This window comes from Enterobacter sp. BNK-22, from assembly GCF_048684805.1.
Lineage (GTDB): Bacteria > Pseudomonadota > Gammaproteobacteria > Enterobacterales > Enterobacteriaceae > Enterobacter > Enterobacter quasiroggenkampii.
Genome location: NZ_JBLQTT010000001.1, coordinates 4401760 through 4421729 on the forward strand (window position 1 = coordinate 4401760; position 19970 = coordinate 4421729).

General features: G+C 56.3%; 18 protein-coding genes and 1 tRNA gene. 14 read left to right on the forward strand and 5 right to left on the reverse strand.

Annotated elements, in window-relative coordinates; genetic code table 11:
- Nucleotides 1–6 precede the first annotated feature (6 nt).
- From gcvH to ACMGGE_RS20870, 3 genes are all read left to right on the forward strand, one after another.
- Nucleotides 7–396, forward strand: coding sequence for a glycine cleavage system protein GcvH (gene gcvH, locus ACMGGE_RS20860; RefSeq protein ID WP_008499718.1), 390 nt, complete (start codon nucleotides 7–9; stop codon nucleotides 394–396).
- Between the two features lie 127 nt (nucleotides 397–523).
- Entirely contained in the window at nucleotides 524–3397 is a 2874-nt protein-coding gene (gene gcvP / locus ACMGGE_RS20865) for an aminomethyl-transferring glycine dehydrogenase (protein WP_048029111.1), read from the forward strand.
- 70 nt (nucleotides 3398–3467) lie between these two features.
- Nucleotides 3468–4211, forward strand: a complete 744-nt coding sequence (locus ACMGGE_RS20870; RefSeq protein ID WP_045909915.1) for an SDR family oxidoreductase — start codon at nucleotides 3468–3470, stop codon at nucleotides 4209–4211.
- Nucleotides 4212–4288: 77 nt separating this feature from the next.
- Here ACMGGE_RS20870 and ACMGGE_RS20875 read toward each other — a convergent pair whose 3' ends face one another.
- Nucleotides 4289–5722, reverse strand: coding sequence for a 6-phospho-beta-glucosidase (locus ACMGGE_RS20875; RefSeq protein ID WP_048224765.1), 1434 nt, complete (start codon nucleotides 5720–5722; stop codon nucleotides 4289–4291).
- Between the two features lie 116 nt (nucleotides 5723–5838).
- Nucleotides 5839–6570, reverse strand: a complete 732-nt coding sequence (locus ACMGGE_RS20880; protein WP_208763929.1) for a MurR/RpiR family transcriptional regulator — start codon at nucleotides 6568–6570, stop codon at nucleotides 5839–5841.
- 266 nt (nucleotides 6571–6836) lie between these two features.
- On the opposite strand from ACMGGE_RS20880, the gene trhA reads away from it, so the two are divergent.
- Entirely contained in the window at nucleotides 6837–7496 is a 660-nt protein-coding gene (trhA, locus tag ACMGGE_RS20885) for a PAQR family membrane homeostasis protein TrhA (protein WP_045335239.1), read from the forward strand.
- Nucleotides 7497–7580: 84 nt separating this feature from the next.
- Here trhA and ygfZ read toward each other — a convergent pair whose 3' ends face one another.
- A complete protein-coding gene (ygfZ, locus tag ACMGGE_RS20890; protein ID WP_126534020.1) occupies nucleotides 7581–8561 on the reverse strand; it encodes a tRNA-modifying protein YgfZ in 981 nt (326 codons plus the stop codon).
- Nucleotides 8562–8855: 294 nt separating this feature from the next.
- On the opposite strand from ygfZ, the gene sdhE reads away from it, so the two are divergent.
- Entirely contained in the window at nucleotides 8856–9122 is a 267-nt protein-coding gene (sdhE, locus tag ACMGGE_RS20895) for an FAD assembly factor SdhE (protein WP_006178375.1), read from the forward strand.
- Entirely contained in the window at nucleotides 9103–9513 is a 411-nt protein-coding gene (locus tag ACMGGE_RS20900) for a protein YgfX (RefSeq protein ID WP_021242050.1), read from the forward strand. Before sdhE ends, ACMGGE_RS20900 begins: the two co-directional genes overlap by 20 nt.
- 6 nt (nucleotides 9514–9519) lie before the next feature.
- Here the strand turns inward: ACMGGE_RS20900 and fldB are convergent, their stop codons facing one another.
- A complete protein-coding gene (gene fldB, locus ACMGGE_RS20905) occupies nucleotides 9520–10041 on the reverse strand; it encodes a flavodoxin FldB (RefSeq protein WP_045909912.1) in 522 nt (173 codons plus the stop codon).
- Between the two features lie 101 nt (nucleotides 10042–10142).
- Between fldB and xerD the strand changes: the two genes are divergently transcribed.
- The 5 genes from xerD (at nucleotide 10143) to lysS (ending at nucleotide 16236) form a co-directional block, all read left to right on the forward strand.
- Nucleotides 10143–11039: a site-specific tyrosine recombinase XerD gene (xerD, locus tag ACMGGE_RS20910; RefSeq protein WP_008499709.1), complete on the forward strand. Its 897-nt coding sequence runs from the start codon at nucleotides 10143–10145 to the stop codon at nucleotides 11037–11039.
- Between the two features lie 28 nt (nucleotides 11040–11067).
- Nucleotides 11068–11781: a bifunctional protein-disulfide isomerase/oxidoreductase DsbC gene (gene dsbC / locus ACMGGE_RS20915; RefSeq protein ID WP_023333302.1), complete on the forward strand. Its 714-nt coding sequence runs from the start codon at nucleotides 11068–11070 to the stop codon at nucleotides 11779–11781.
- Nucleotides 11782–11786: 5 nt separating this feature from the next.
- Nucleotides 11787–13520: a single-stranded-DNA-specific exonuclease RecJ gene (gene recJ, locus ACMGGE_RS20920; RefSeq protein WP_048029122.1), complete on the forward strand. Its 1734-nt coding sequence runs from the start codon at nucleotides 11787–11789 to the stop codon at nucleotides 13518–13520.
- A 90-nt stretch (nucleotides 13521–13610) separates the two neighbouring features.
- Nucleotides 13611–14709, forward strand: a protein-coding gene (gene prfB / locus ACMGGE_RS20925; protein WP_095908218.1) for a peptide chain release factor 2 whose coding sequence is annotated in 2 segments (ribosomal slippage) — nucleotides 13611–13685 and nucleotides 13687–14709 — 1098 coding nt in all. Because the reading frame shifts where the segments join, the coding sequence is not laid out codon by codon here.
- A gap of 9 nt (nucleotides 14710–14718) precedes the next feature.
- A complete protein-coding gene (gene lysS / locus ACMGGE_RS20930) occupies nucleotides 14719–16236 on the forward strand; it encodes a lysine--tRNA ligase (protein ID WP_021242046.1) in 1518 nt (505 codons plus the stop codon).
- A 38-nt stretch (nucleotides 16237–16274) separates the two neighbouring features.
- Here lysS and idi read toward each other — a convergent pair whose 3' ends face one another.
- Nucleotides 16275–16817, reverse strand: a complete 543-nt coding sequence (idi, locus tag ACMGGE_RS20935; RefSeq protein ID WP_039265495.1) for an isopentenyl-diphosphate Delta-isomerase — start codon at nucleotides 16815–16817, stop codon at nucleotides 16275–16277.
- A gap of 163 nt (nucleotides 16818–16980) precedes the next feature.
- Between idi and actS the strand changes: the two genes are divergently transcribed.
- From actS to ACMGGE_RS20950, 3 genes are all read left to right on the forward strand, one after another.
- Nucleotides 16981–17724 (forward strand): amidase activator ActS, encoded by a 744-nt coding sequence (gene actS / locus ACMGGE_RS20940; RefSeq protein WP_048224745.1) that lies wholly within the window; start codon nucleotides 16981–16983, stop codon nucleotides 17722–17724.
- Nucleotides 17725–17804: 80 nt separating this feature from the next.
- A tRNA-Gly gene (locus tag ACMGGE_RS20945) sits at nucleotides 17805–17878 on the forward strand.
- Nucleotides 17879–18293: 415 nt separating this feature from the next.
- Nucleotides 18294–19958 (forward strand): ShlB/FhaC/HecB family hemolysin secretion/activation protein, encoded by a 1665-nt coding sequence (locus ACMGGE_RS20950; RefSeq protein ID WP_420294112.1) that lies wholly within the window; start codon nucleotides 18294–18296, stop codon nucleotides 19956–19958.
- The last annotated feature ends 12 nt before the right edge of the window (nucleotides 19959–19970 follow it).

The window sequence follows — 19970 nt, forward strand, 5'->3', positions numbered from 1 at the left end:
ACTTCAATGAGCAATGTGCCAGCAGAACTGAAATACAGCAAAGAACACGAGTGGCTGCGCAAAGAGGCGGACGGCACTTACACCGTAGGGATCACCGAGCACGCGCAAGAGCTGCTGGGCGACATGGTGTTTGTTGACCTGCCTGACGTGGGCACGACCGTGAGCGCGGGCGACGACTGCGCCGTGGCGGAGTCCGTAAAAGCAGCATCCGATATCTACGCGCCGGTAAGCGGTGAAATTGTTGCCGTCAACGACGCGCTGAGCGATTCGCCAGAGCTGGTCAACAGCGAGCCTTATGAAGGCGGCTGGATCTTCAAGATCAAAGCCAGCGACGAATCCCAGGTTGCCGCGCTGCTGGATGCGACCGCATACGAAGCACTACTGGAAGACGAATAACGTTGTGCCGGATGGCGCTGCGCTTATCCGGCCTGGAGATCAACGTAGGCCCGGTAAGCGTTAGCGCCACCGGGCAACAGCGTTACAGATAACTACGATTCACTGCACGTTTCAGGAACCATCGCTCATGACACAGACTTTAAGCCAGCTTGAAAACCGTGGCGCCTTCATCGAACGTCACATTGGGCCGGATGCTCAGCAACAGCAGGAGATGCTAAAGACAGTTGGCGCGGATTCATTAAACGCACTGATCGGCCAGATTGTGCCAAAAGACATCCAGCTTGCCACGCCGCCTCAGGTGGGGGAAGCCACTACGGAATTCGCCGCGCTGGCGGAGCTGAAGGCCATCGCCGGCCTGAACAAGCGCTATAAGTCTTACATTGGCATGGGCTACACCAACGTGCAGTTGCCGCCGGTGATCCTGCGCAACATGCTGGAAAACCCGGGCTGGTACACCGCCTATACGCCGTATCAGCCAGAAGTCTCCCAGGGCCGTCTGGAAGCGCTGCTGAACTTCCAGCAGGTGACGCTGGACCTGACCGGCATGGATATCGCCTCCGCTTCTCTGCTGGATGAAGCGACAGCTGCCGCCGAAGCGATGGCGATGGCTAAGCGCGTGAGCAAGCTGAAAAACGCTAACCGCTTCTTCGTGGCGGCGGACGTGCATCCTCAGACGCTGGACGTGGTGCGCACCCGTGCGGAAACCTTCGGCTTTGACGTGATTGTCGACGACGCTGACAAAGTGCTGGATCATCAGGACGTCTTTGGCGTGCTGCTCCAGCAGGTGGGCACCACCGGTGAAGTTCACGACTACGGCGCGCTGATTGCCGAGCTGAAATCCCGCAAGGTGGTTGTGAGCGTTGCCGCCGATTTTATGGCGCTGGTGCTGCTGACGGCGCCGGGCAAACAGGGCGCGGATATCGTATTCGGCTCAGCACAGCGCTTCGGCGTACCGATGGGCTACGGCGGCCCGCACGCGGCGTTCTTCGGCGCGAAGGATGAATTCAAACGTTCCATGCCTGGCCGTATTATCGGCGTCTCCAAAGATGCTGCCGGTAATACCGCGCTGCGCATGGCGATGCAGACCCGCGAGCAGCATATCCGCCGCGAGAAAGCGAACTCCAACATCTGTACCTCACAGGTGCTGCTGGCTAACATCGCCAGCCTGTACGCCGTGTTCCACGGCCCGGCTGGTCTGAAACGCATTGCCAGCCGCATTCACCGCCTGGCCGATATCCTGGCCTGCGGCCTGCAGCAAAAAGGTCTTAAGCTGCGCCATGCCCACTACTTCGACACCCTGTGCGTGGACGTGGCGGACAAAGCCGCCGTGCTGGCCCGCGCGGACGCGGCAAAGATCAACCTGCGCAGCGACATCCACAACGCCGTCGGCATTACGCTGGATGAAAGCACCACCCGCGACGATATCCTGAACCTGTTCAGCGTGCTGCTGGGTGACGCGCACGGTCTGGACATTGATGCGCTCGACAAAGAAGTTGCGCTCGACAGCCGCTCCATTCAGGACAGCATGCTGCGTAACGACGCCATCCTGACGCACCCGGTCTTTAATCGCTACCACAGCGAAACCGAGATGATGCGTTACATGCACTCTCTGGAGCGCAAGGATCTGGCGCTGAACCAGGCGATGATCCCGCTGGGATCCTGCACCATGAAGCTGAACGCCGCAGCAGAGATGATCCCGATCACCTGGCCTGAATTCTCCGAGCTGCACCCGTTCTGCCCGCCAGAGCAGGCGGAAGGTTATCACGTGATGATCAACCAGCTTTCCGACTGGCTGGTGAAGCTGACCGGTTACGACGCGCTCTGCATGCAGCCGAACTCCGGCGCGCAGGGTGAATATGCGGGCCTGCTGGCAATCCGTCACTATCACGAAAGCCGCAACGAAGGCCATCGCGATATCTGCCTGATCCCAAGCTCAGCCCACGGCACCAACCCGGCCTCTGCCCAGATGGCGGGCATGGAAGTGGTGGTGGTGGCGTGCGATAAGAACGGCAACATCGACCTGGCTGACCTGCGCGCGAAAGCCGAGCAGGCGGGCGACAGACTCTCCTGCATCATGGTGACCTATCCGTCCACCCACGGCGTGTATGAAGAGACCATCCGTGAAGTGTGCGACGTGGTGCACCAGTTCGGCGGTCAGGTATACCTCGACGGCGCAAACATGAACGCGCAGGTGGGCATTACCTCGCCGGGCTTTATCGGCGCGGACGTATCGCACCTCAACCTGCACAAAACCTTCTGTATTCCGCATGGCGGTGGCGGCCCGGGCATGGGGCCTATCGGCGTGAAAGCGCACCTGGCGCCGTTTGTGCCGGGCCACAGCGTGGTTCAGATTGAAGGCATGCTGACCCGTCAGGGCGCGGTTTCTGCGGCACCGTTCGGTAGCGCCTCTATCCTGCCAATCAGCTGGATGTATATCCGCATGATGGGCGCGGAAGGGCTGAAGCAGGCGAGCCAGGTGGCCATTCTGAACGCCAACTATATTGCGACGCGCCTGAAGTCTGCCTTCCCGGTGCTCTATACCGGCCGCGACGGTCGCGTGGCGCACGAGTGCATCCTCGATATTCGTCCGCTGAAAGAGCAGACCGGCATTAGCGAGCTGGATATTGCTAAGCGTCTGATCGACTACGGCTTCCACGCGCCTACCATGTCGTTCCCGGTTGCGGGCACGCTGATGGTGGAGCCAACGGAGTCCGAAAGCAAAGCCGAGCTGGACCGCTTTATCGACGCGATGCTGGCTATCCGCATGGAGATCGACCGCGTACAGGACGGTGAGTGGACGCTGGAAGATAACCCGCTGGTTAACGCCCCGCACACCCAGCACGAGATGGTGGCTGAGTGGAACCACGGTTATTCCCGCGAGCTGGCGGTCTTCCCGGCAGGTGTGGCGAACAAGTACTGGCCGACCGTGAAGCGTCTCGATGACGTCTACGGCGACCGTAATCTGTTCTGCTCCTGCGTGCCGATGAGCGAATACCAGTAACATTGCTGATGTAGTAACGTAGGCCGGGTAAGGCGAAGCCGCCACCCGGCTTTTTTATTGGGAGAAGATAATGGCAATTGCACTGGTCACCGGCGCCAGCCGGGGCATAGGGAAGGCCACCGCGCTGCAGCTGGCTCGCGAAGGCTACACCGTGGCGGTGAACTATCATCACAACATTAACGCCGCGCAGGACGTCATCAGGCAGATTGTGGATGCGGGTGGTCAAGCCTTTGCTGTACGTGCAGACATCAGCGATGAAGCTCAGGTGCTGGCGATGTTTAACAGCCTCGATCGCGAAGGTGAGCCGCTGACCGCGCTGGTCAATAATGCGGGGATCCTGTTTGAGCAATCCACCATCGAGAATCTTTCGGCCGAGCGCATTAACCGCGTCCTGGCGACCAATGTCACGGGCTACTTCCTCTGCTGCCGGGAAGCGGTAAAACGCATGTCCTTCAAACATGGCGGCAAGGGCGGGGCGATAGTGAATGTCTCTTCCGCAGCGTCCCGTCTGGGCGCGCCGGGTGAATATGTGGATTACGCCGCGTCCAAGGGGGCGGTGGATTCGCTGACAACGGGTTTATCGCTTGAGGTCGCAGCGCAGGGCATTCGCGTTAACTGCGTCCGTCCGGGTCTGATCTATACCGATATCCATGCCTCCGGCGGAGAGCCGGGGCGAGTGGATCGCGTAAAATCGTTACTGCCGATGCAGCGCGGCGGCCAGCCGGAAGAGGTCGCCCAGGCGATTGTCTGGCTGCTGAGCGAAAAGGCGTCGTACGTCACGGGCAGTTTTATAGAGCTGGCGGGCGGGAAATAAAAGCCGGGTGGCGGCTTCGCCTTACCCGGCCTACTGTTCGTGTAGGCCCGGTAAGCGCAGCGCCACCGGGCAAAAAATCACAGCGCCTCGCCGTTGCTGGCAATCACGCCTTTATACCACTCGAAGCTCTTCTTACGGGAACGCGACATGTCGCCCGTGCCGTCGTCGTGCTTGTTCACGTAGATAAAGCCGTAGCGCTTGCTGTACTGGCCGGTGGTAAACGACACGCAGTCGATACAGCCCCATGGCGTATAGCCCATCAGATCCACGCCATCGTGGGTAACGGCCTTGATCATCTCTTCCACGTGGGCACGCAGGTAGTCGATGCGATAGTCATCGTTAATGCTGCCGTCTTCTTCCACCTTGTCGTAGGCGCCGAAGCCGTTTTCCACGATAAACAGCGGTTTCTGGTAACGCTCGTACAGTTCGCACAGGGAATAGCGCAGGCCTACCGGGTCAATCTGCCAGCCCCAGTCGGAGGCCTTCACGTGCGGGTTCGGTACGCTGCCTTCGAAACCGGAAATGGCATCGCCGGTACCGCCTTCCGCTTTCACCGCGTTGGTCATGTAATAGCTGAAGCCCAGGTAGTCGCAGGTGCCTTCACGCAGGATCTGCTCGTCATCCGCTTCCATTTTGATGGAGAACCCGCGGCGCTCCCATTCGTTCAACACGTAGGACGGGTAGTAGCCGCGCAGCTGGACATCGGTAAAGACGTAGCGCTCGCGCATTGATTCCTGGGCGAACATCACGTCTTCCGGCTTGCAGGAGAACGGATAGAGCGCCACCATCGCCAGCATGCAGCCGACTTTCATCTCCGGGTTGATGCGGCGTGCAGCCTTCACCGCCAGGGCGCTGGCCACAAACTGGTGGTGCAGGACCTGATACATGGTCTCTTCCGGATTTTCATGTTCGGTATAGACCACGCCCGAGCAGCAGTAGCCGAACAGCGGCGCGCGCCAGTTACGCTGGTTGTTGATTTCGTTGAAGGTCATCCAGTATTTGACCTTGTTTTTGTAGCGCTCGAAGACCACTTCCGCGAAGCGCACAAAGAAATCGACCACTTTACGGTTGGTCCAGCTACCGTACTCCTTCACCAGGTGCAGCGGCATTTCGAAGTGGGAGAGGGTGATCACCGGTTCGATGTTGTATTTCAGCAGCTCATCGAACATGTCGTCGTAAAACTTCAGCCCTTCTTCGTTTGGCTGCGTTTCGTCACCGTTCGGGAAGATACGCGTCCAGGCAATCGAGGTGCGGAAACACTTGAAGCCCATCTCGGCAAACAGCTTGATGTCTTCTTTGTAATGGCCGTGGAAATCAATCGCCTCATGATTGGGATAATATTTCCCCGGCACCACGTCCTGCGTGATTTCGCGCGGTACGCCGTGTGCGCCGCCGGTTAATACGTCGCAAATGCTTGGCCCTTTGCCGCCTTTGTTCCAGCCGCCTTCAACCTGGTGAGCGGCAACCGCGCCACCCCATAAAAAATCTTTTGGTAAGGTCAATTTTTTCATCGCTGCTATTCTCAATAAATGGCTTATTGGCATCGAGTCTAGCAAAGCGAAATTAAATGTCACGATATAACAAATTGGGCATAATGTGATTTGTTACATCAAAAAAACAGGATGTTTTATTCTGTAAGTTTCTTCGCCAGCTTACGGCCGAGAGATTCCAGAATATAGATGACGGGAATTTGCGTGGTGATATCGTAGACACCTGCAATACGCGTCTGGGGAACGTGCCAGGAGAGATTAAAGTCGGCCAGTTTTGCGAGACGCGAGTGCTCGTGGCTGGTAATGGAGAGCACCTTGCAGTGATGCAGGCTAAACTGGCTGGCGAAGCGCAGGATCTCCTCGGTCTCACCCGAGACGGAGAGCACAATCGCCAGCGCATTTTTCGCCATGTCATTGGTGACCGGGAAATAAGGGTCATCAATATGGTTACTGAATTTTCCGATATTAGAAAAGAAACGTGCGCCATATTTTGCCAGCGAGCCTGACGTTCCTGCGCCGACAAATATAATGCGTTCCGACGATAAAATAATATCGACCGCACTATCTAATAACGCGTCGAACTCTTCATTATTTACGCTTTTAAAGAAGCTGATAATTTCGCTGGCGCCGAAATTCGCCTGCTGGGGCTCGTTCTGTTCAAGATAAAGCTTAAAGCGTACGCGAAACTCCGAGTAGCCTTCGCAGTTAAGCTTGCGGCAAAAGCGCAGGATAGTGGTCGTCGAGACACCCGCCGCATCCGCCAGCTCGCGGATGGTCATGTACATGACTTTGTCACGGTTTTTAATGACATAGTTGTAGACCATCATCTCCAGGTTATTGAGACTGGCAATGGCGGAGTGGGTAAACATACTCACAATGGCATAACTCTTATTCAGACCTCATGTATCCATCATAACATGCGGCCAGACGGCAGGATCCATTTTTATGCTCTTGATTCTTAATGGTTAAATTTTAATGTGAACAAATGTTAGGTGAAAAATTCATTTATGTCTATGATTTTTTAGGTATAAATCCTGAAATTAAATTATTTTAGCTAACAGGTGTTCACTGGAATCATTCTCAGTTAGCATAGTGATGCGATGAATAATCATCTTTTGTTTTCCCGGAGTTTTGTATGGTGAGTAGACCATTAATCGCACAGGGATATTCGCTGGCTGAGGAAATAGCCAACAGCATCAGCCACGGCATTGGCCTGGTGTTTGGGATTGTCGGTTTAGTGTTATTGCTGGTGCAGGCGGTCGATGCCAATGCCAGCGCAATGGCTATTACCAGCTACAGCCTGTATGGCGGGAGCATGATCCTGCTGTTTCTGGCCTCGACGCTGTATCACGCGATCCCGCATCAGCGGGCAAAGATGTGGCTCAAGAAGTTTGACCACTGCGCTATCTACCTTCTTATTGCAGGCACCTACACGCCGTTTCTGCTGGTGGGGCTCAACTCACCGCTGTCGCGCGGCCTGATGATTGTTATCTGGAGCCTGGCGCTGCTCGGGATCCTGTTTAAGCTCACCATCGCGCACCGGTTTAAGGTGCTGTCGCTGGTCACCTATCTGACCATGGGCTGGCTGTCGCTGATCGTGGTGTACCAGCTGGCAATCAAACTGTCGATAGGGGGCGTAACGCTTCTGGCCTTAGGCGGCGTGGTGTATTCGCTCGGCGTCATTTTCTACGTCTGCAAGCGTATTCCGTACAACCATGCCATCTGGCACGGCTTTGTGCTGGGCGGCAGCGTGTGCCACTTTTTGGCGATTTATTTGTATGTGGGGCAGGCGTAGTTTTTTGTCGGGTGGCGGCTTCGCCTTACCCGACCTACGGGATTAGTAGGCCCGGTAAGCGCAGGGCCACCGGGCGATACAGCATCACTCTTCCAGTGAATAGGGCAGAGGCTCGATGCTCAGTGTGTTCACATCGTCACGCACGCGGAACACGCTGTCCGCTTCCATGTCGTTGTTCATAACGGCCTGCACCAGAAGACGTCCATCATCCAGCTGTACGGCGGCTAATACGGTGCCGGTACGGCGCCAGTTTTCACCCATCTTCAGTTCTAAATCTTCCCCTGCTTCAGGTACCCGGCTGGCATGGCCCGCGAGTGTCCATAGCGCGCGTTTGTTTGCCCCGCGGAATTTTGCTCGTGCGACCATCTCCTGGCCGGTGTAGCAGCCTTTTTTAAAGCTGATGCCGCCCAGCGCCTGCAGGTTCGTTGCCTGAGGAATAAACTGCGCGCTGTTTGCGGCGTCAATGATCGGCAGACCCGCTTCGATGTTCAGCGCCAGCCACTGCTGACTGTTGTTAAGCTGCGCTTCGCCGCGCAGCGCCTCGGTGACGCGCTCGGCGGTTTCAGCATCGGTGACTAACAGAAAACGCTCTGCCGGGTGTTCAAACCACAGGATAGAGGTAGCGCCTTCGCTGACGAGCTGCTTTTCGGCATCCGGCAGTTCGCTGAACAGATTTTTCAGCGCCGCACGCGCCTGGAAGCCGGCCACACCCAGCAGGACCTGTTCGTCGTCCGGGGCGATAGTGACTTTGGAGAAGACCGCGTATTTTTTCAGCTCTTTGAGCTGGGCGTCACGCAGGCTGCGGCGCTCAATAAAGGCAAAACCGTCCTGACGGCGGAACAGACGCAGGTTGCTCCACATTTTACCTTTTGGGTCGCAATGGGCGGCCAGCAGGTGCTGGTGTTCTGTCATCTGACTGACGTCGGCGGTCACCTGGCCCTGCAGATATTTTTCGGCGTCGGCACCGGTGAGCGTCGCCAGCGCCCAGTCATCAAGAGAAATAAGCGTCAGCGGCAGACGCGCAGAGGCGGCGGGCTGGCGAGGAGAAAATGGTGTAAAGGCCATAACGATATCCTGAATTGCTTAACGCTTTAATAATGCCTAATGGTAAAAGAGCCTGCAGGCAATGCAAGCGCTTTCAACAGGCCATTTGTGCCATAAACCGGTTGTGCGTAACACCACGCAAAATAATGTAATCCGCTGTCTTTGTAGGGGTTATTCTGGAAGCCTGCTCGTCGATCGCAATATTCCAGTAATGAAACGCTCAAAAACACGTTACACTAGCTGGTGTCCCCGTAGAGAAATAAAGAACACTGAATGGGGTACCGACTGTGCCAAACGTAATGCAGGAAACTGAACATGGATATTAACAACAAGGCCCGTATTCACTGGGCGTGCCGTCGCGGCATGCGTGAACTTGATATTTCCATCATGCCTTTCTTCGAATATGAGTATGACACCTTAAGCGACGATGATAAGCGTCTGTTTGTTCGCCTGCTTGAGTCTGACGATCCGGATTTATTCAACTGGCTGATGAACCACGGCAAACCCGCCGACACCGAGTTGCAACGGATGGTGCAATTAATTCAAACACGGAATCGGGAACGTGGTCCTGTGGCAATCTGATCTTCGCGTCTCGTGGCGCTCGCAGTGGATGTCTTTGTTGCTCCACGGCCTGGTTGCGGCCTTTGTGTTACTGATGCCGTGGCCGCTGAGCTATACGCCGCTGTGGCTGCTGTTACTCTCGTTTGTCGTGTTTGACAGCGTACGCAGCCAGCGTCGCATTAATGCCCGTCAGGGAGAGATCAAGCTACTGATGGATTCCCGCCTGCGCTGGCAGGGAAAAGAGTGGGATATTCTCGGTATGCCCTGGATGCTCAACTGCGGCATGATGTTACGGTTACGCAAGGTGGACGGCGGGCGTTGCCAGCATCTTTGGCTGGCGGCTGACAGTATGGATGCTGCCGAGTGGCGAGACCTGCGCCGGATGCTGTTGCAACAGACGACGCAGGGGTAATAGGCGTTAGCTAAACTTTTCTGCCATTTCGCCCAGAATCTGCTCGCACCAGTTTTGCAGGCGTTCATCGCTAAGATCGTACTGGTTGGTTTCATCCAGCGCGAGCCCAACAAACAGCTCGCCGTCGGCAATAATCGGCTTTTTACTGGTGAACTCGTAACCTTCGGTTGGCCAGTAGCCGATGAACGACACCCCTTTCGGCGCCAGCTTGTCGTGCAGCATGCCGAGCGCGTCCAGGAACCACTCCCCGTAACCCAGCTGATCTCCCATCCCGTACATGGCAACAATCTTGCCGTCGAGATTGACTGAATCGAGTTGATCCCAGATGGCTTCCCAGTCTTCCTGTATCTCACCAAAGTCCCAGGTTGGGATGCCGAGGATCAGCACATCGTACTGTTCCATCAGCGCGACCGCGTCATCTTTCAGGTTATGCAACGTCACCAGTTCCGGGCCAATGATGTCGCGAATTTTCTCTGCCGCCATTTCGGTGTAGCAGGTGCTGGAACCATAGAACAGACCAATATTCATCGCGTAATTATCTCAATTCTTGCGTTGACTTTGCGCGTAGTGTACCAGAAACAGGTCACAATCAGGCATAATGACCTGACTGCAGAATCAAAGGGGCTGATGTGGAAAAGGATCTCGCACTCGTTGAACAGTTTCTCGACGCGCTGTGGCTGGAAAAAAATCTGGCCGAGAATACGCTCAGCGCCTATCGGCGCGATCTTACCATGCTGGTGGAGTGGCTGGCCCGTCGGCAGCTCTCGCTGGCGAGCGCGCAAAGCGACGACCTGCAGGCGCTGCTCGGTGAACGTGTAGAAGGGGGCTACAAAGCGACCAGTTCTGCGCGCTTGCTCAGCGCCATGCGTCGGCTGTTCCAGCATCTCTACCGTGAGAAGATCCGCGAAGACGATCCCAGCGCGCTGCTGGCATCCCCAAAACTTCCGCAGCGGCTGCCGAAAGATCTCAGCGAAGCACAAGTTGAGAGATTATTACAGTCACCGGCAGTTGACCTGCCGCTGGAGTTACGCGATAAAGCCATGCTTGAGCTATTGTATGCTACCGGCCTGCGCGTTTCGGAACTGGTTGGCCTGACGATGAGCGACATCAGCCTGCGTCAGGGCGTGGTGCGCGTCATCGGTAAAGGAAACAAGGAAAGGCTGGTTCCGCTGGGCGAAGAGGCGGTTTACTGGCTGGAAACGTATCTGGAGCACGGTCGCCCGTGGCTGCTCAACGGCGCATCTATCGACGTTCTGTTTCCGAGCCAGCGCGCACAGCAGATGACGCGGCAAACGTTCTGGCATCGCATCAAGCATTACGCCACACTGGCCGGTATCGACAGTGAAAAGCTTTCGCCGCACGTATTGCGTCATGCCTTCGCGACGCATCTGCTCAACCACGGCGCGGATTTACGCGTGGTGCAGATGCTGCTGGGACATAGCGATCTTTCCACGACGCAAATTTACACCCATGTCGCGACGGAACGCCTGCGGCAGCTACACCAACAGCACCACCCTCGTGCGTGAGTGCCGACGAATTGTAACAGGATCAACTATGAAAAAGAGTTTCGCGCTGTTCACCCTGCTGGCAGCCTCCTTTACCGGTTTCGCCCATGCGGACGATGCCGCTATCAAACAGTCGCTCGCTAAGCTTGGCGTCACCGGCAGCGATATTCAGCCAGCACCGGTCGCTGGGATGAAAACGGTACTGACCAACAGCGGCGTGCTGTACGTCACCGAAGACGGAAAACACATTATTCAGGGGCCAATGTACGACGTGAGCGGCGCGCAGCCGGTCAACGTGACCAACCAGCTGCTGATGAAAAACCTGAACGCGCTCGAAAAAGAGATGATCGTCTATAAGGCGGCGCAGGAAAAACACGTCATTACCGTCTTCACCGACATCACCTGCGGCTACTGTCACAAGCTGCATGAAGAGATGAAAGATTACAACGCGCTGGGTATTACCGTGCGCTATCTGGCCTTCCCGCGCGCGGGCGTGCAGAGCCAGCCAGAGCAGGACATGAAGGCCATCTGGTGTGCGAAAGACCGCAACAAAGCCTTTGATGATGCGATGAGCGGAAAAGAGGTTAAGCCAGCCTCCTGCGATATCGACATTGCTAATCACTACGCGCTGGGCGTGCAGTTTGGCGTGAGCGGTACGCCAGCGATTGTCCTGAGCAACGGGTATGTCGTTCCGGGTTATCAGGGACCAAAAGAGATGAAAGAGTTCCTCGACGCGCACCAGAAACAGGTTAGTGGTAAATAATCCGCGTGAAAGCCCCGATAAAATTGCGCCGCCGCGAGGCGGTTGAACCGGTTGATTTACCGGACGATCTCCCGCCGCTGCTGAAGCGCCTCTACGCCAGCCGCGGCGTGCGTCGCGCTGAAGATCTTGAACGCAGCGTGAAAGGGATGCTGCCCTGGCAGCAGCTGAACGGCATCGAAAAAGCCACTGAAATGCTCTACCACGCCCTGCGTGAGGGCACGCGCATCGTGGTAGTAGGGGATTTCGACGCCGACGGCGCCACCAGCACCGCGCTGAGCGTGCTCAGCCTGCGCGCGCTGGGCTGCGATAACGTCACGTATCTGGTGCCGAACCGTTTTGAAGACGGCTACGGCCTCAGCCCGGAAGTGGTTGATCAGGCCCACGCCCGCGGGGCGCAGATGATCATGACCGTCGATAACGGGATCTCTTCCCATGCGGGGGTCGATCATGCCCACGCGCTGGGGATCCCGGTGCTGGTTACCGATCACCATCTCCCCGGTGAAACGCTGCCTGCCGCCGAGGCGATTATTAACCCCAACCTGCGCGACTGTGATTTTCCGTCGAAATCCCTTGCGGGCGTAGGCGTGGCGTTTTATCTGATGCTGGCGTTGCGTACCCTGTTACGCGACAAGGGCTGGTTCGAATCCCGCGGTATTGCCGTACCAAACCTGGCCGAATATCTCGATCTGGTGGCACTGGGTACCGTCGCTGACGTGGTCCCGCTCGATACCAATAACCGTATTTTGACCTGGCAGGGCTTAAGCCGTATCCGGGCAGGCAAGTGCCGCCCGGGGATCAAGGCGCTGCTGGAAATCGCCAACCGCGACCCGCTCAAGCTAGCGGCAAGCGATTTGGGCTTTGCCCTTGGGCCACGCTTGAACGCGGCCGGAAGACTGGACGATATGTCCGTTGGCGTCGCGCTGCTGCTGTGTGACAACATCGGTGAAGCGCGCGTGCTGGCCAACGAGCTGGACGCCCTGAACCAGACGCGTAAAGAGATTGAGCAGGGGATGCAGGCCGAAGCGCTGACCCTGTGTGAAAAACTGGAGCGCAGCGGCGATACGCTGCCGGGCGGCCTGGCGATGTACCATCCCGAGTGGCATCAGGGCGTGGTCGGCATTCTGGCGTCGCGCATCAAAGAGCGCTTCCACCGCCCGGTGATCGCCTTCGCCCCCGCGGGCGACGGCACGCTGAAAGGCTCTGGCCGCTCGATTCAGGGCCTGCATATGCGCGACGCACTGGAGCGTCTCGATACGCTGTATCCGGGCCTGATGATCAAGTTCGGCGGCCATGCGATGGCGGCAGGCCTGTCGCTGGAAGAGGCGAAATTCGACGAGTTCCAGCGCCTCTTCGGCGAGCTGGTCACCGACTGGATTGACCCGGCCCTGCTGCAGGGTGAAGTGGTGTCCGATGGCGAGCTTTCACCGCTTGAGATGACGATGGACGTGGCGCAAATGCTCCGCGATGCCGGTCCATGGGGGCAGATGTTCCCGGAGCCGCTGTTCGACGGCCGTTTCCGCCTGCTGCAGCAGCGCATCGTCGGCGAGCGTCATCTGAAGGTGATGGTTGAACCGGTCGGCGGCGGCCCGCTGCTGGACGGCATTGCCTTTAACGTTGACACGGCGGTATGGCCGGACAACGGCGTGCGCGAGGTCGAGCTGGCGTACAAACTGGACATCAACGAGTTTCGCGGTAACCGCACCCTTCAGATCATCATCGACAATATCTGGCCAATTTAGCGGCAGTAATCTCTATAAAAAAGGGCGTGGATTCGGTACAATCCCGCTCTTATCACCGCATTTTGACAAGTCCATAAAAGAAAACAGACCATGTTTGAAATTAATCCGGTAAAAAACCGTATTCAGGACCTCACGGAGCGCTCTGACGTTCTTAGGGGGTATCTTTGACTACGATGCCAAGAAAGAGCGTCTTGAAGAAGTAAACGCCGAGCTGGAACAGCCGGACGTCTGGAACGAACCTGAACGCGCACAGGCGCTGGGTAAAGAGCGTTCCTCTCTCGAAGCTATCGTAGATACGCTGGATCAAATGGCCCAGGGGCTGGAAGATGTTTCCGGTTTGCTGGAGCTGGCCGTCGAAGCCGACGACGAAGAAACCTTTAACGAAGCCGTAGCAGAACTCGACGTGCTGGAAGAGAAGCTGGCGCAGCTTGAATTCCGTCGCATGTTCTCCGGCGAATACGACAGCGCTGACTGCTATCTCGATATTCAGGCAGGTTCTGGCGGTACCGAAGCGCAGGACTGGGCCAGCATGCTGATGCGTATGTATCTGCGCTGGGCCGAAGCGCGCGGCTTTAAAACTGAAATTATCGAAGAGTCTGAAGGTGAAGTGGCCGGTATTAAATCCGTCACCATCAAGATCATCGGTGATTACGCCTACGGCTGGCTGCGCACTGAAACCGGCGTTCACCGCCTGGTGCGTAAGAGCCCGTTCGACTCCGGCGGCCGTCGTCATACCTCCTTCAGCTCCGCGTTTGTTTACCCGGAAGTTGATGAAGATATCGATATCGAAATTAACCCGGCGGACCTGCGTATCGACGTTTATCGCGCATCCGGCGCGGGCGGCCAGCACGTTAACCGTACGGAATCGGCGGTGCGTATTACCCACATTCCAACCGGGCTGGTAACGCAATGCCAGAACGACCGTTCCCAGCATAAGAACAAAGACCAGGCCATGAAGCAGATGAAAGCGAAGCTTTATGAGCTGGAGATGCAGAAGAAAAATGCTGAGAAACAGGCGATGGAAGACAACAAGTCTGACATCGGCTGGGGCAGCCAGATCCGTTCTTACGTCCTTGATGACTCCCGCATCAAAGACCTGCGTACCGGGGTTGAAACCCGTAACACGCAGGCGGTGCTGGACGGCAGCCTGGACCAATTTATCGAAGCAAGTTTGAAAGCAGGGTTATGAGGAACCAACATGTCTGAACAACAAGCACAGGGCGCTGACGCGGTAGTCGATCTTAACAACGAACTGAAAACCCGCCGCGAGAAGCTGGCAGCGCTGCGCGAGCAGGGCGTGCCGTTCCCGAACGATTTTCGTCGTGACCACACCTCAGACCAACTGCACGCTGACTTCGACGCGAAAGAGAACGAAGAGCTGGAAGCGCTGAACGTTGAAGTGGCCGTTGCGGGCCGCATGATGACCCGTCGTATCATGGGTAAAGCCTCCTTCGTGACCCTGCAGGACGTTGGCGGCCGTATCCAGCTGTACGTTTCCCGTGACGATCTGCCGGAAGGCATCTACAACGAGCAGTTCAAGAAGTGGGACCTGGGCGATATCCTGGGCGCAAAAGGTAAACTGTTCAAAACCAAAACCGGTGAACTGTCTATCCACTGCACCGAGCTGCGTCTGCTGACCAAAGCCCTGCGCCCGCTGCCGGACAAATTCCACGGCCTGCAGGATCAGGAAGCGCGCTACCGTCAGCGCTACCTGGATCTCATCTCTAACGATGAATCCCGCAAGACCTTCAAAATTCGCTCCCAGATTATGGCCGGTATCCGCCAGTTCATGGTGAACCGCGACTTTATGGAAGTGGAAACCCCGATGATGCAGGTGATCCCTGGTGGCGCGTCTGCGCGTCCGTTCATCACCCATCACAACGCCCTGGACCTGGACATGTACCTGCGTATCGCGCCGGAACTGTACCTGAAGCGTCTGGTGGTTGGTGGTTTTGACCGCGTGTTCGAAATCAACCGTAACTTCCGTAACGAAGGGATCTCCGTTCGTCATAACCCAGAGTTCACCATGATGGAACTCTATATGGCGTATGCGGATTACAAAGATCTGATCGAGCTGACCGAATCCCTGTTCCGTACGCTGGCGCAGGATATTCTGGGCACCACGCAGGTTCCTTACGGTGAAGAAGTCTTCGACTTCGGCAAGCCGTTCGAAAAACTGACCATGCGCGAAGCGATCAAGAAGTACCGTCCGGAAACCAACATGGCCGATCTGGATAACTTCGATTCTGCGAAAGCGATCGCCGAAAGCATCGGTATCAAGGTTGAGAAGAGCTGGGGTCTGGGCCGTATCGTGACCGAGATCTTCGAAGAAGTGGCCGAAGCGCACCTGATTCAGCCGACCTTCATTACCGAGTACCCGGCTGAAGTCTCTCCGCTGGCGCGTCGTAATGACCAGAACCCGGAAATCACTGACCGCTTCGAATTCTTCATCGGCGGCCGTGAAATCGGCAACGGCTTTAGCGAGCTGAACGATGCAGAAGACCAGGCTCAGCGCTTCCAGGATCAGGTTGACGCGAAGGCGGCAGGCGACGACGAAGCGATGTTCTTCGACGAAGACTACGTGACCGCGCTGGAGCACGGCCTGCCACCAACGGCGGGTCTGGGGATTGGTATCGACCGTATGGTGATGCTGTTCACCAACAGCCACACCATCCGCGACGTGATCCTGTTCCCGGCGATGCGCCCGGTGAAGTAAGGCGTTAAGATGTAAAAAAAGCCCCGAAAGGGGCTTTTTTATTGCGCCGCGAAGGCTTTGAGTTTTTCGCGGGCGGTTGTCGCTTCCATGACCATCCACGGGCTAAAGGCCCAGGGCGTCGCGTCCAGCGCGCGGAATAGCGCGTCCAGCTCAACCCACTGATAGTCCATCACTTCATCTTCGTTTATCGTCACGTCATTGGTGATGCGGGCGGCGAACACCGGGCAAATTTCGTTTTCCACGATCCCGGATGGGTCGGTTTCCCGATAGCGAAATTCAGGGGCGACGGCGGTGATATCGGTCAGTTCTGCGCCCACTTCAAAGCGGCAGCGGCGGATTATCGCCTGGACTGTCTCTTCACCCGACTGCGGGTGGCCGCACACGGAGTTGGTCCAGACGCCGGGCCAGGCTTTTTTGCTTAAGGCGCGTCGGGTGATTAGACATTCGCCTTTTGCGTTAAAAAGCCAGGAAGAGAACGCCAGATGCAGCGGGGTATGTAACGTGTGCGCGGCATACTTTTCCTGAGTGCCAATCACCATTCCCTGGTCGTTTACCAAAATAACGTGTTCTTGAATACTCATTGATGCTCCAGTGCCAAAATGCCGAGTGGTTCAGCACCATCAGCCGAAGCATTATACTGCATTCTTATACGAACGGTTTGGCTCGTAGAGCGGAAAAGGGCATGACCCCTGTTCGTTTTGGCTGTTATCATAGTGCGCCATTCACGCTGACCGAGGATCTGTTTTGTTTGCAGGAAGCCTGACGAGAAAACCCCTTACCGCTATTTTTTGCCTGACGCTGACGCTATTACTGGCGGGTTGTTCAGGGAGCAAATCTTCGGATACGGGAAGCTATTCCGGTTCGGTCTACACCGTCAAACGCGGGGACACCCTGTACCGGATTTCGCGCGCAACGGGGACCAGCGTGAAGGATCTGGCGCGGCTGAATAACCTCTCGCCGCCCTACACCATCGAGGTGGGGCAGCAGCTGAAGGTTAGCGGCGGAACGTCCTCCGGTAAAAAGTCCTCTTCGAAAGGCAAAACCGCAAAAGTGACGCCGTCCTATCAGGTGCCGCAATCGTCATGGCCGCCGGTTGGACAGCGCTGCTGGATTTGGCCTGCCAGCGGTAAAGTGGTCGCCCCTTACTCACTCTCTGAAGGTGGCAACAAGGGTATTGATATCGCCGCTGCGCGCGGTACGCCGGTTTATGCCTCCGGTGCCGGGAAGGTGGTTTATGTGGGTAACCAGCTGCGCGGCTACGGTAACCTGATCATGATTAAGCATGGCGAAGACTACATCACGGCCTATGCGCACAACGACACGATGCTGGTCAACAACGGGCAGAACGTCAAAGCCGGGCAGAAGATTGCCACCATGGGCAGCACCGGTACGGATTCAGTGAAGCTGCATTTCCAGATTCGCTATAAGGCGACGGCCATCGATCCGCAGCGCTATCTTCCTGCGCCCGGCAGCAAACCGAAGTGCTAAGTGATTATTTAATCGCCGGTTAGTTGTGAAGAGGCTTGTATGAAGGTGCGTAAAGTCTATAATGCCTTACGCACCTCAAAGCGGGCGTAGTTCAATGGTAGAACGAGAGCTTCCCAAGCTCTATACGAGGGTTCGATTCCCTTCGCCCGCTCCAGAATTTCTTGATGTGATCCTCCTCTGTCTATTTTTTAACCAGCCTATCCTTTTCCATCCAGGTATCGTCATGCTGTTGTTTGATCGCTTCAACGAAGTTATCACGCATGCCTCCATATTCAGCACTGAGTTATAAGGTTTCATCAGAATTTGCAGCACGATGAATGCAACGGATAATTTAATCTGCGCTGCTAGCTGATGTTTATATCTAACTATTGGAAGGGGTGGTTAGAATTTTTTGAAAGAAGAAACAATCAGGCAATAATAAAAAATTCCGATATGACGCTCTTCGTCATAACGGTTTTTTAAACTTAACGCAAATATTACTACCAATTATAGTAGCCCTCTTTTTGAGACTATTCCCTATTGCGCCAGAGCTGGCATACTGAGGAAAACAAAAAATATTATCCTTTAATATGCGCTATTACAGCAAAGCCGTCTTTTTTTGCTCGTTATTTTTTTGCTCTCTGAGCCATGCAGCCCCCCTTACTCCTGCTGACCGGGACACAGTGCGTCAACAGCAGGAGGAACTGTTATTAAAGAACCAGCAACAGCGTGAGGAGCTGGAGCGGAGTATTCCTCGCCCCGCGCCCGCCAGACCGCTGCCGGTTACCGGCGCCGGACCCTGTTTCACCATTCATACCATTACCCTTTCCGGTGCGACCTTAATCTCCCCGAAAAACCGGCAGGCCCTTGTCGCGCCGTGGCAGGGCCGCTGTCTGGATATGGCGAAAATAACGGAACTTCTCGCCCATATTTCTGACTGGTATATCAGCCGGGGATATATCACCAGCCGCGCTTTTCTTACCGAGCAGGATCTCTCCGGCGGTCAGCTGAATATTGTTGTGCTGGAAGGCAGACTGGAAGCGATCCGTCTGGAAGGCGAAACGCCGCGTATGCTGAAAATGGCGTTTCCGGGACGGGTGGGCGGCATCCTTAATTTACGCGATATTGAACAGGGCATGGAGCAAATAAACCGTTTGCGTACCGACCCGGTTCAGATTGAAATTCTTCCGGGAACACAGGCCGGATATTCCATCGTTAATCTCACGGCAAAACCGGAATTTCCCTTAAGTGTATCCGTAAGCCTGGATAATAGCGGGCAGAAGAGTACCGGCGAAGATCAGCTGAGTGGCGTGCTCACCGCCAATAATATGCTGGGGCTGGCGGATAAATGGTTTGTCAGCGGCGGGCGCAGCAGCGATTTTGCCAGCGCGTACGATGCGCAGAATTTCCAGGCGGGCGTCAGCGTGCCGTTTGGCTACGGATTACTGGACTACAGCTACGCCTGGAGTAACTACCGGACCACCATCAATAACCAGGGATTCAACTGGCTCTCCACGGGCGATACCAAAACCCACCGCGTTAACGCGTCCTGGGTGGTCTTCCGCAACGGGGAGGTTAAAACCGGCATTGCGGCTGGCGTGGTTCAGCGCTCCAGCCGCAACTGGCTCAACGACGCGCCGCTTCAGAGCAGCACGCGCAACCTCTCCAGCCTGATTCTGGGCATTACGCACACGCAAAAAATGCTGGGCGGCGTGGCGACCTTCAACCCGACCTGGAGCCACGGCATGCCGTGGTTCAATGCCGAAACCGACGAAGATAAGTCCGGGGATGTGCCGCGTGCGGAATTCCGCAAATGGAGTCTGAACGCCAGCTTCCAGCGGCCGATTACCCGTAATGCCTGGTGGCTGACCAGCGCCTATGGCCAGTGGTCGCCCGATCGGCTGTACGGTTCCGAGCGCCTGACGCTCGGCGGCGAAAGCTCCGTGCGCGGTTTTAAAGAGCAGTACTTGTCCGGGGATAACGGCGGCTACTGGCGTAACGAGCTGGGGTATTCCCTCTTCACCCTTCCGGTGATTGGCGCGGTGAGCGCAACGGTCGCCGTTGACGGCGGCTGGCTGGAAAAAGACCGTCAGGACCGCTTTGCCTCCGGCACGTTATGGGGAGGCTCGGTGGGGCTGAGCAGCGCAGGGCGCTGGTACAGCAGCCAGATTTCGGTCGGCACGCCCCTGCACTACCCCGACTGGCTCGGCCCGGATCATGTGAGCGTTAACTGGCGCATTGCCTTCATGCTTTAAGAGACTCTACGA

Excerpts from the sequence above, each read along its gene's own strand:
- gcvH (WP_008499718.1), top strand. The coding sequence starts at position 7 with ATGAGCAATGTGCCAGCAGAACTGAAATACAGCAAAGAACACGAGTGG.
- gcvP (WP_048029111.1), top strand. The coding sequence starts at position 524 with ATGACACAGACTTTAAGCCAGCTTGAAAACCGTGGCGCCTTCATCGAA.
- ACMGGE_RS20870 (WP_045909915.1), top strand. The coding sequence starts at position 3,468 with ATGGCAATTGCACTGGTCACCGGCGCCAGCCGGGGCATAGGGAAGGCC.
- ACMGGE_RS20875 (WP_048224765.1), bottom strand. The coding sequence starts at position 5,722 with ATGAAAAAATTGACCTTACCAAAAGATTTTTTATGGGGTGGCGCGGTT.
- ACMGGE_RS20880 (WP_208763929.1), bottom strand. The coding sequence starts at position 6,570 with ATGTTTACCCACTCCGCCATTGCCAGTCTCAATAACCTGGAGATGATG.
- trhA (WP_045335239.1), top strand. The coding sequence starts at position 6,837 with ATGGTGAGTAGACCATTAATCGCACAGGGATATTCGCTGGCTGAGGAA.
- ygfZ (WP_126534020.1), bottom strand. The coding sequence starts at position 8,561 with ATGGCCTTTACACCATTTTCTCCTCGCCAGCCCGCCGCCTCTGCGCGT.
- sdhE (WP_006178375.1), top strand. The coding sequence starts at position 8,856 with ATGGATATTAACAACAAGGCCCGTATTCACTGGGCGTGCCGTCGCGGC.
- fldB (WP_045909912.1), bottom strand. The coding sequence starts at position 10,041 with ATGAATATTGGTCTGTTCTATGGTTCCAGCACCTGCTACACCGAAATG.
- dsbC (WP_023333302.1), top strand. The coding sequence starts at position 11,068 with ATGAAAAAGAGTTTCGCGCTGTTCACCCTGCTGGCAGCCTCCTTTACC.
- lysS (WP_021242046.1), top strand. The coding sequence starts at position 14,719 with ATGTCTGAACAACAAGCACAGGGCGCTGACGCGGTAGTCGATCTTAAC.
- idi (WP_039265495.1), bottom strand. The coding sequence starts at position 16,817 with ATGAGTATTCAAGAACACGTTATTTTGGTAAACGACCAGGGAATGGTG.
- ACMGGE_RS20950 (WP_420294112.1), top strand. The coding sequence starts at position 18,294 with ATGCGCTATTACAGCAAAGCCGTCTTTTTTTGCTCGTTATTTTTTTGC.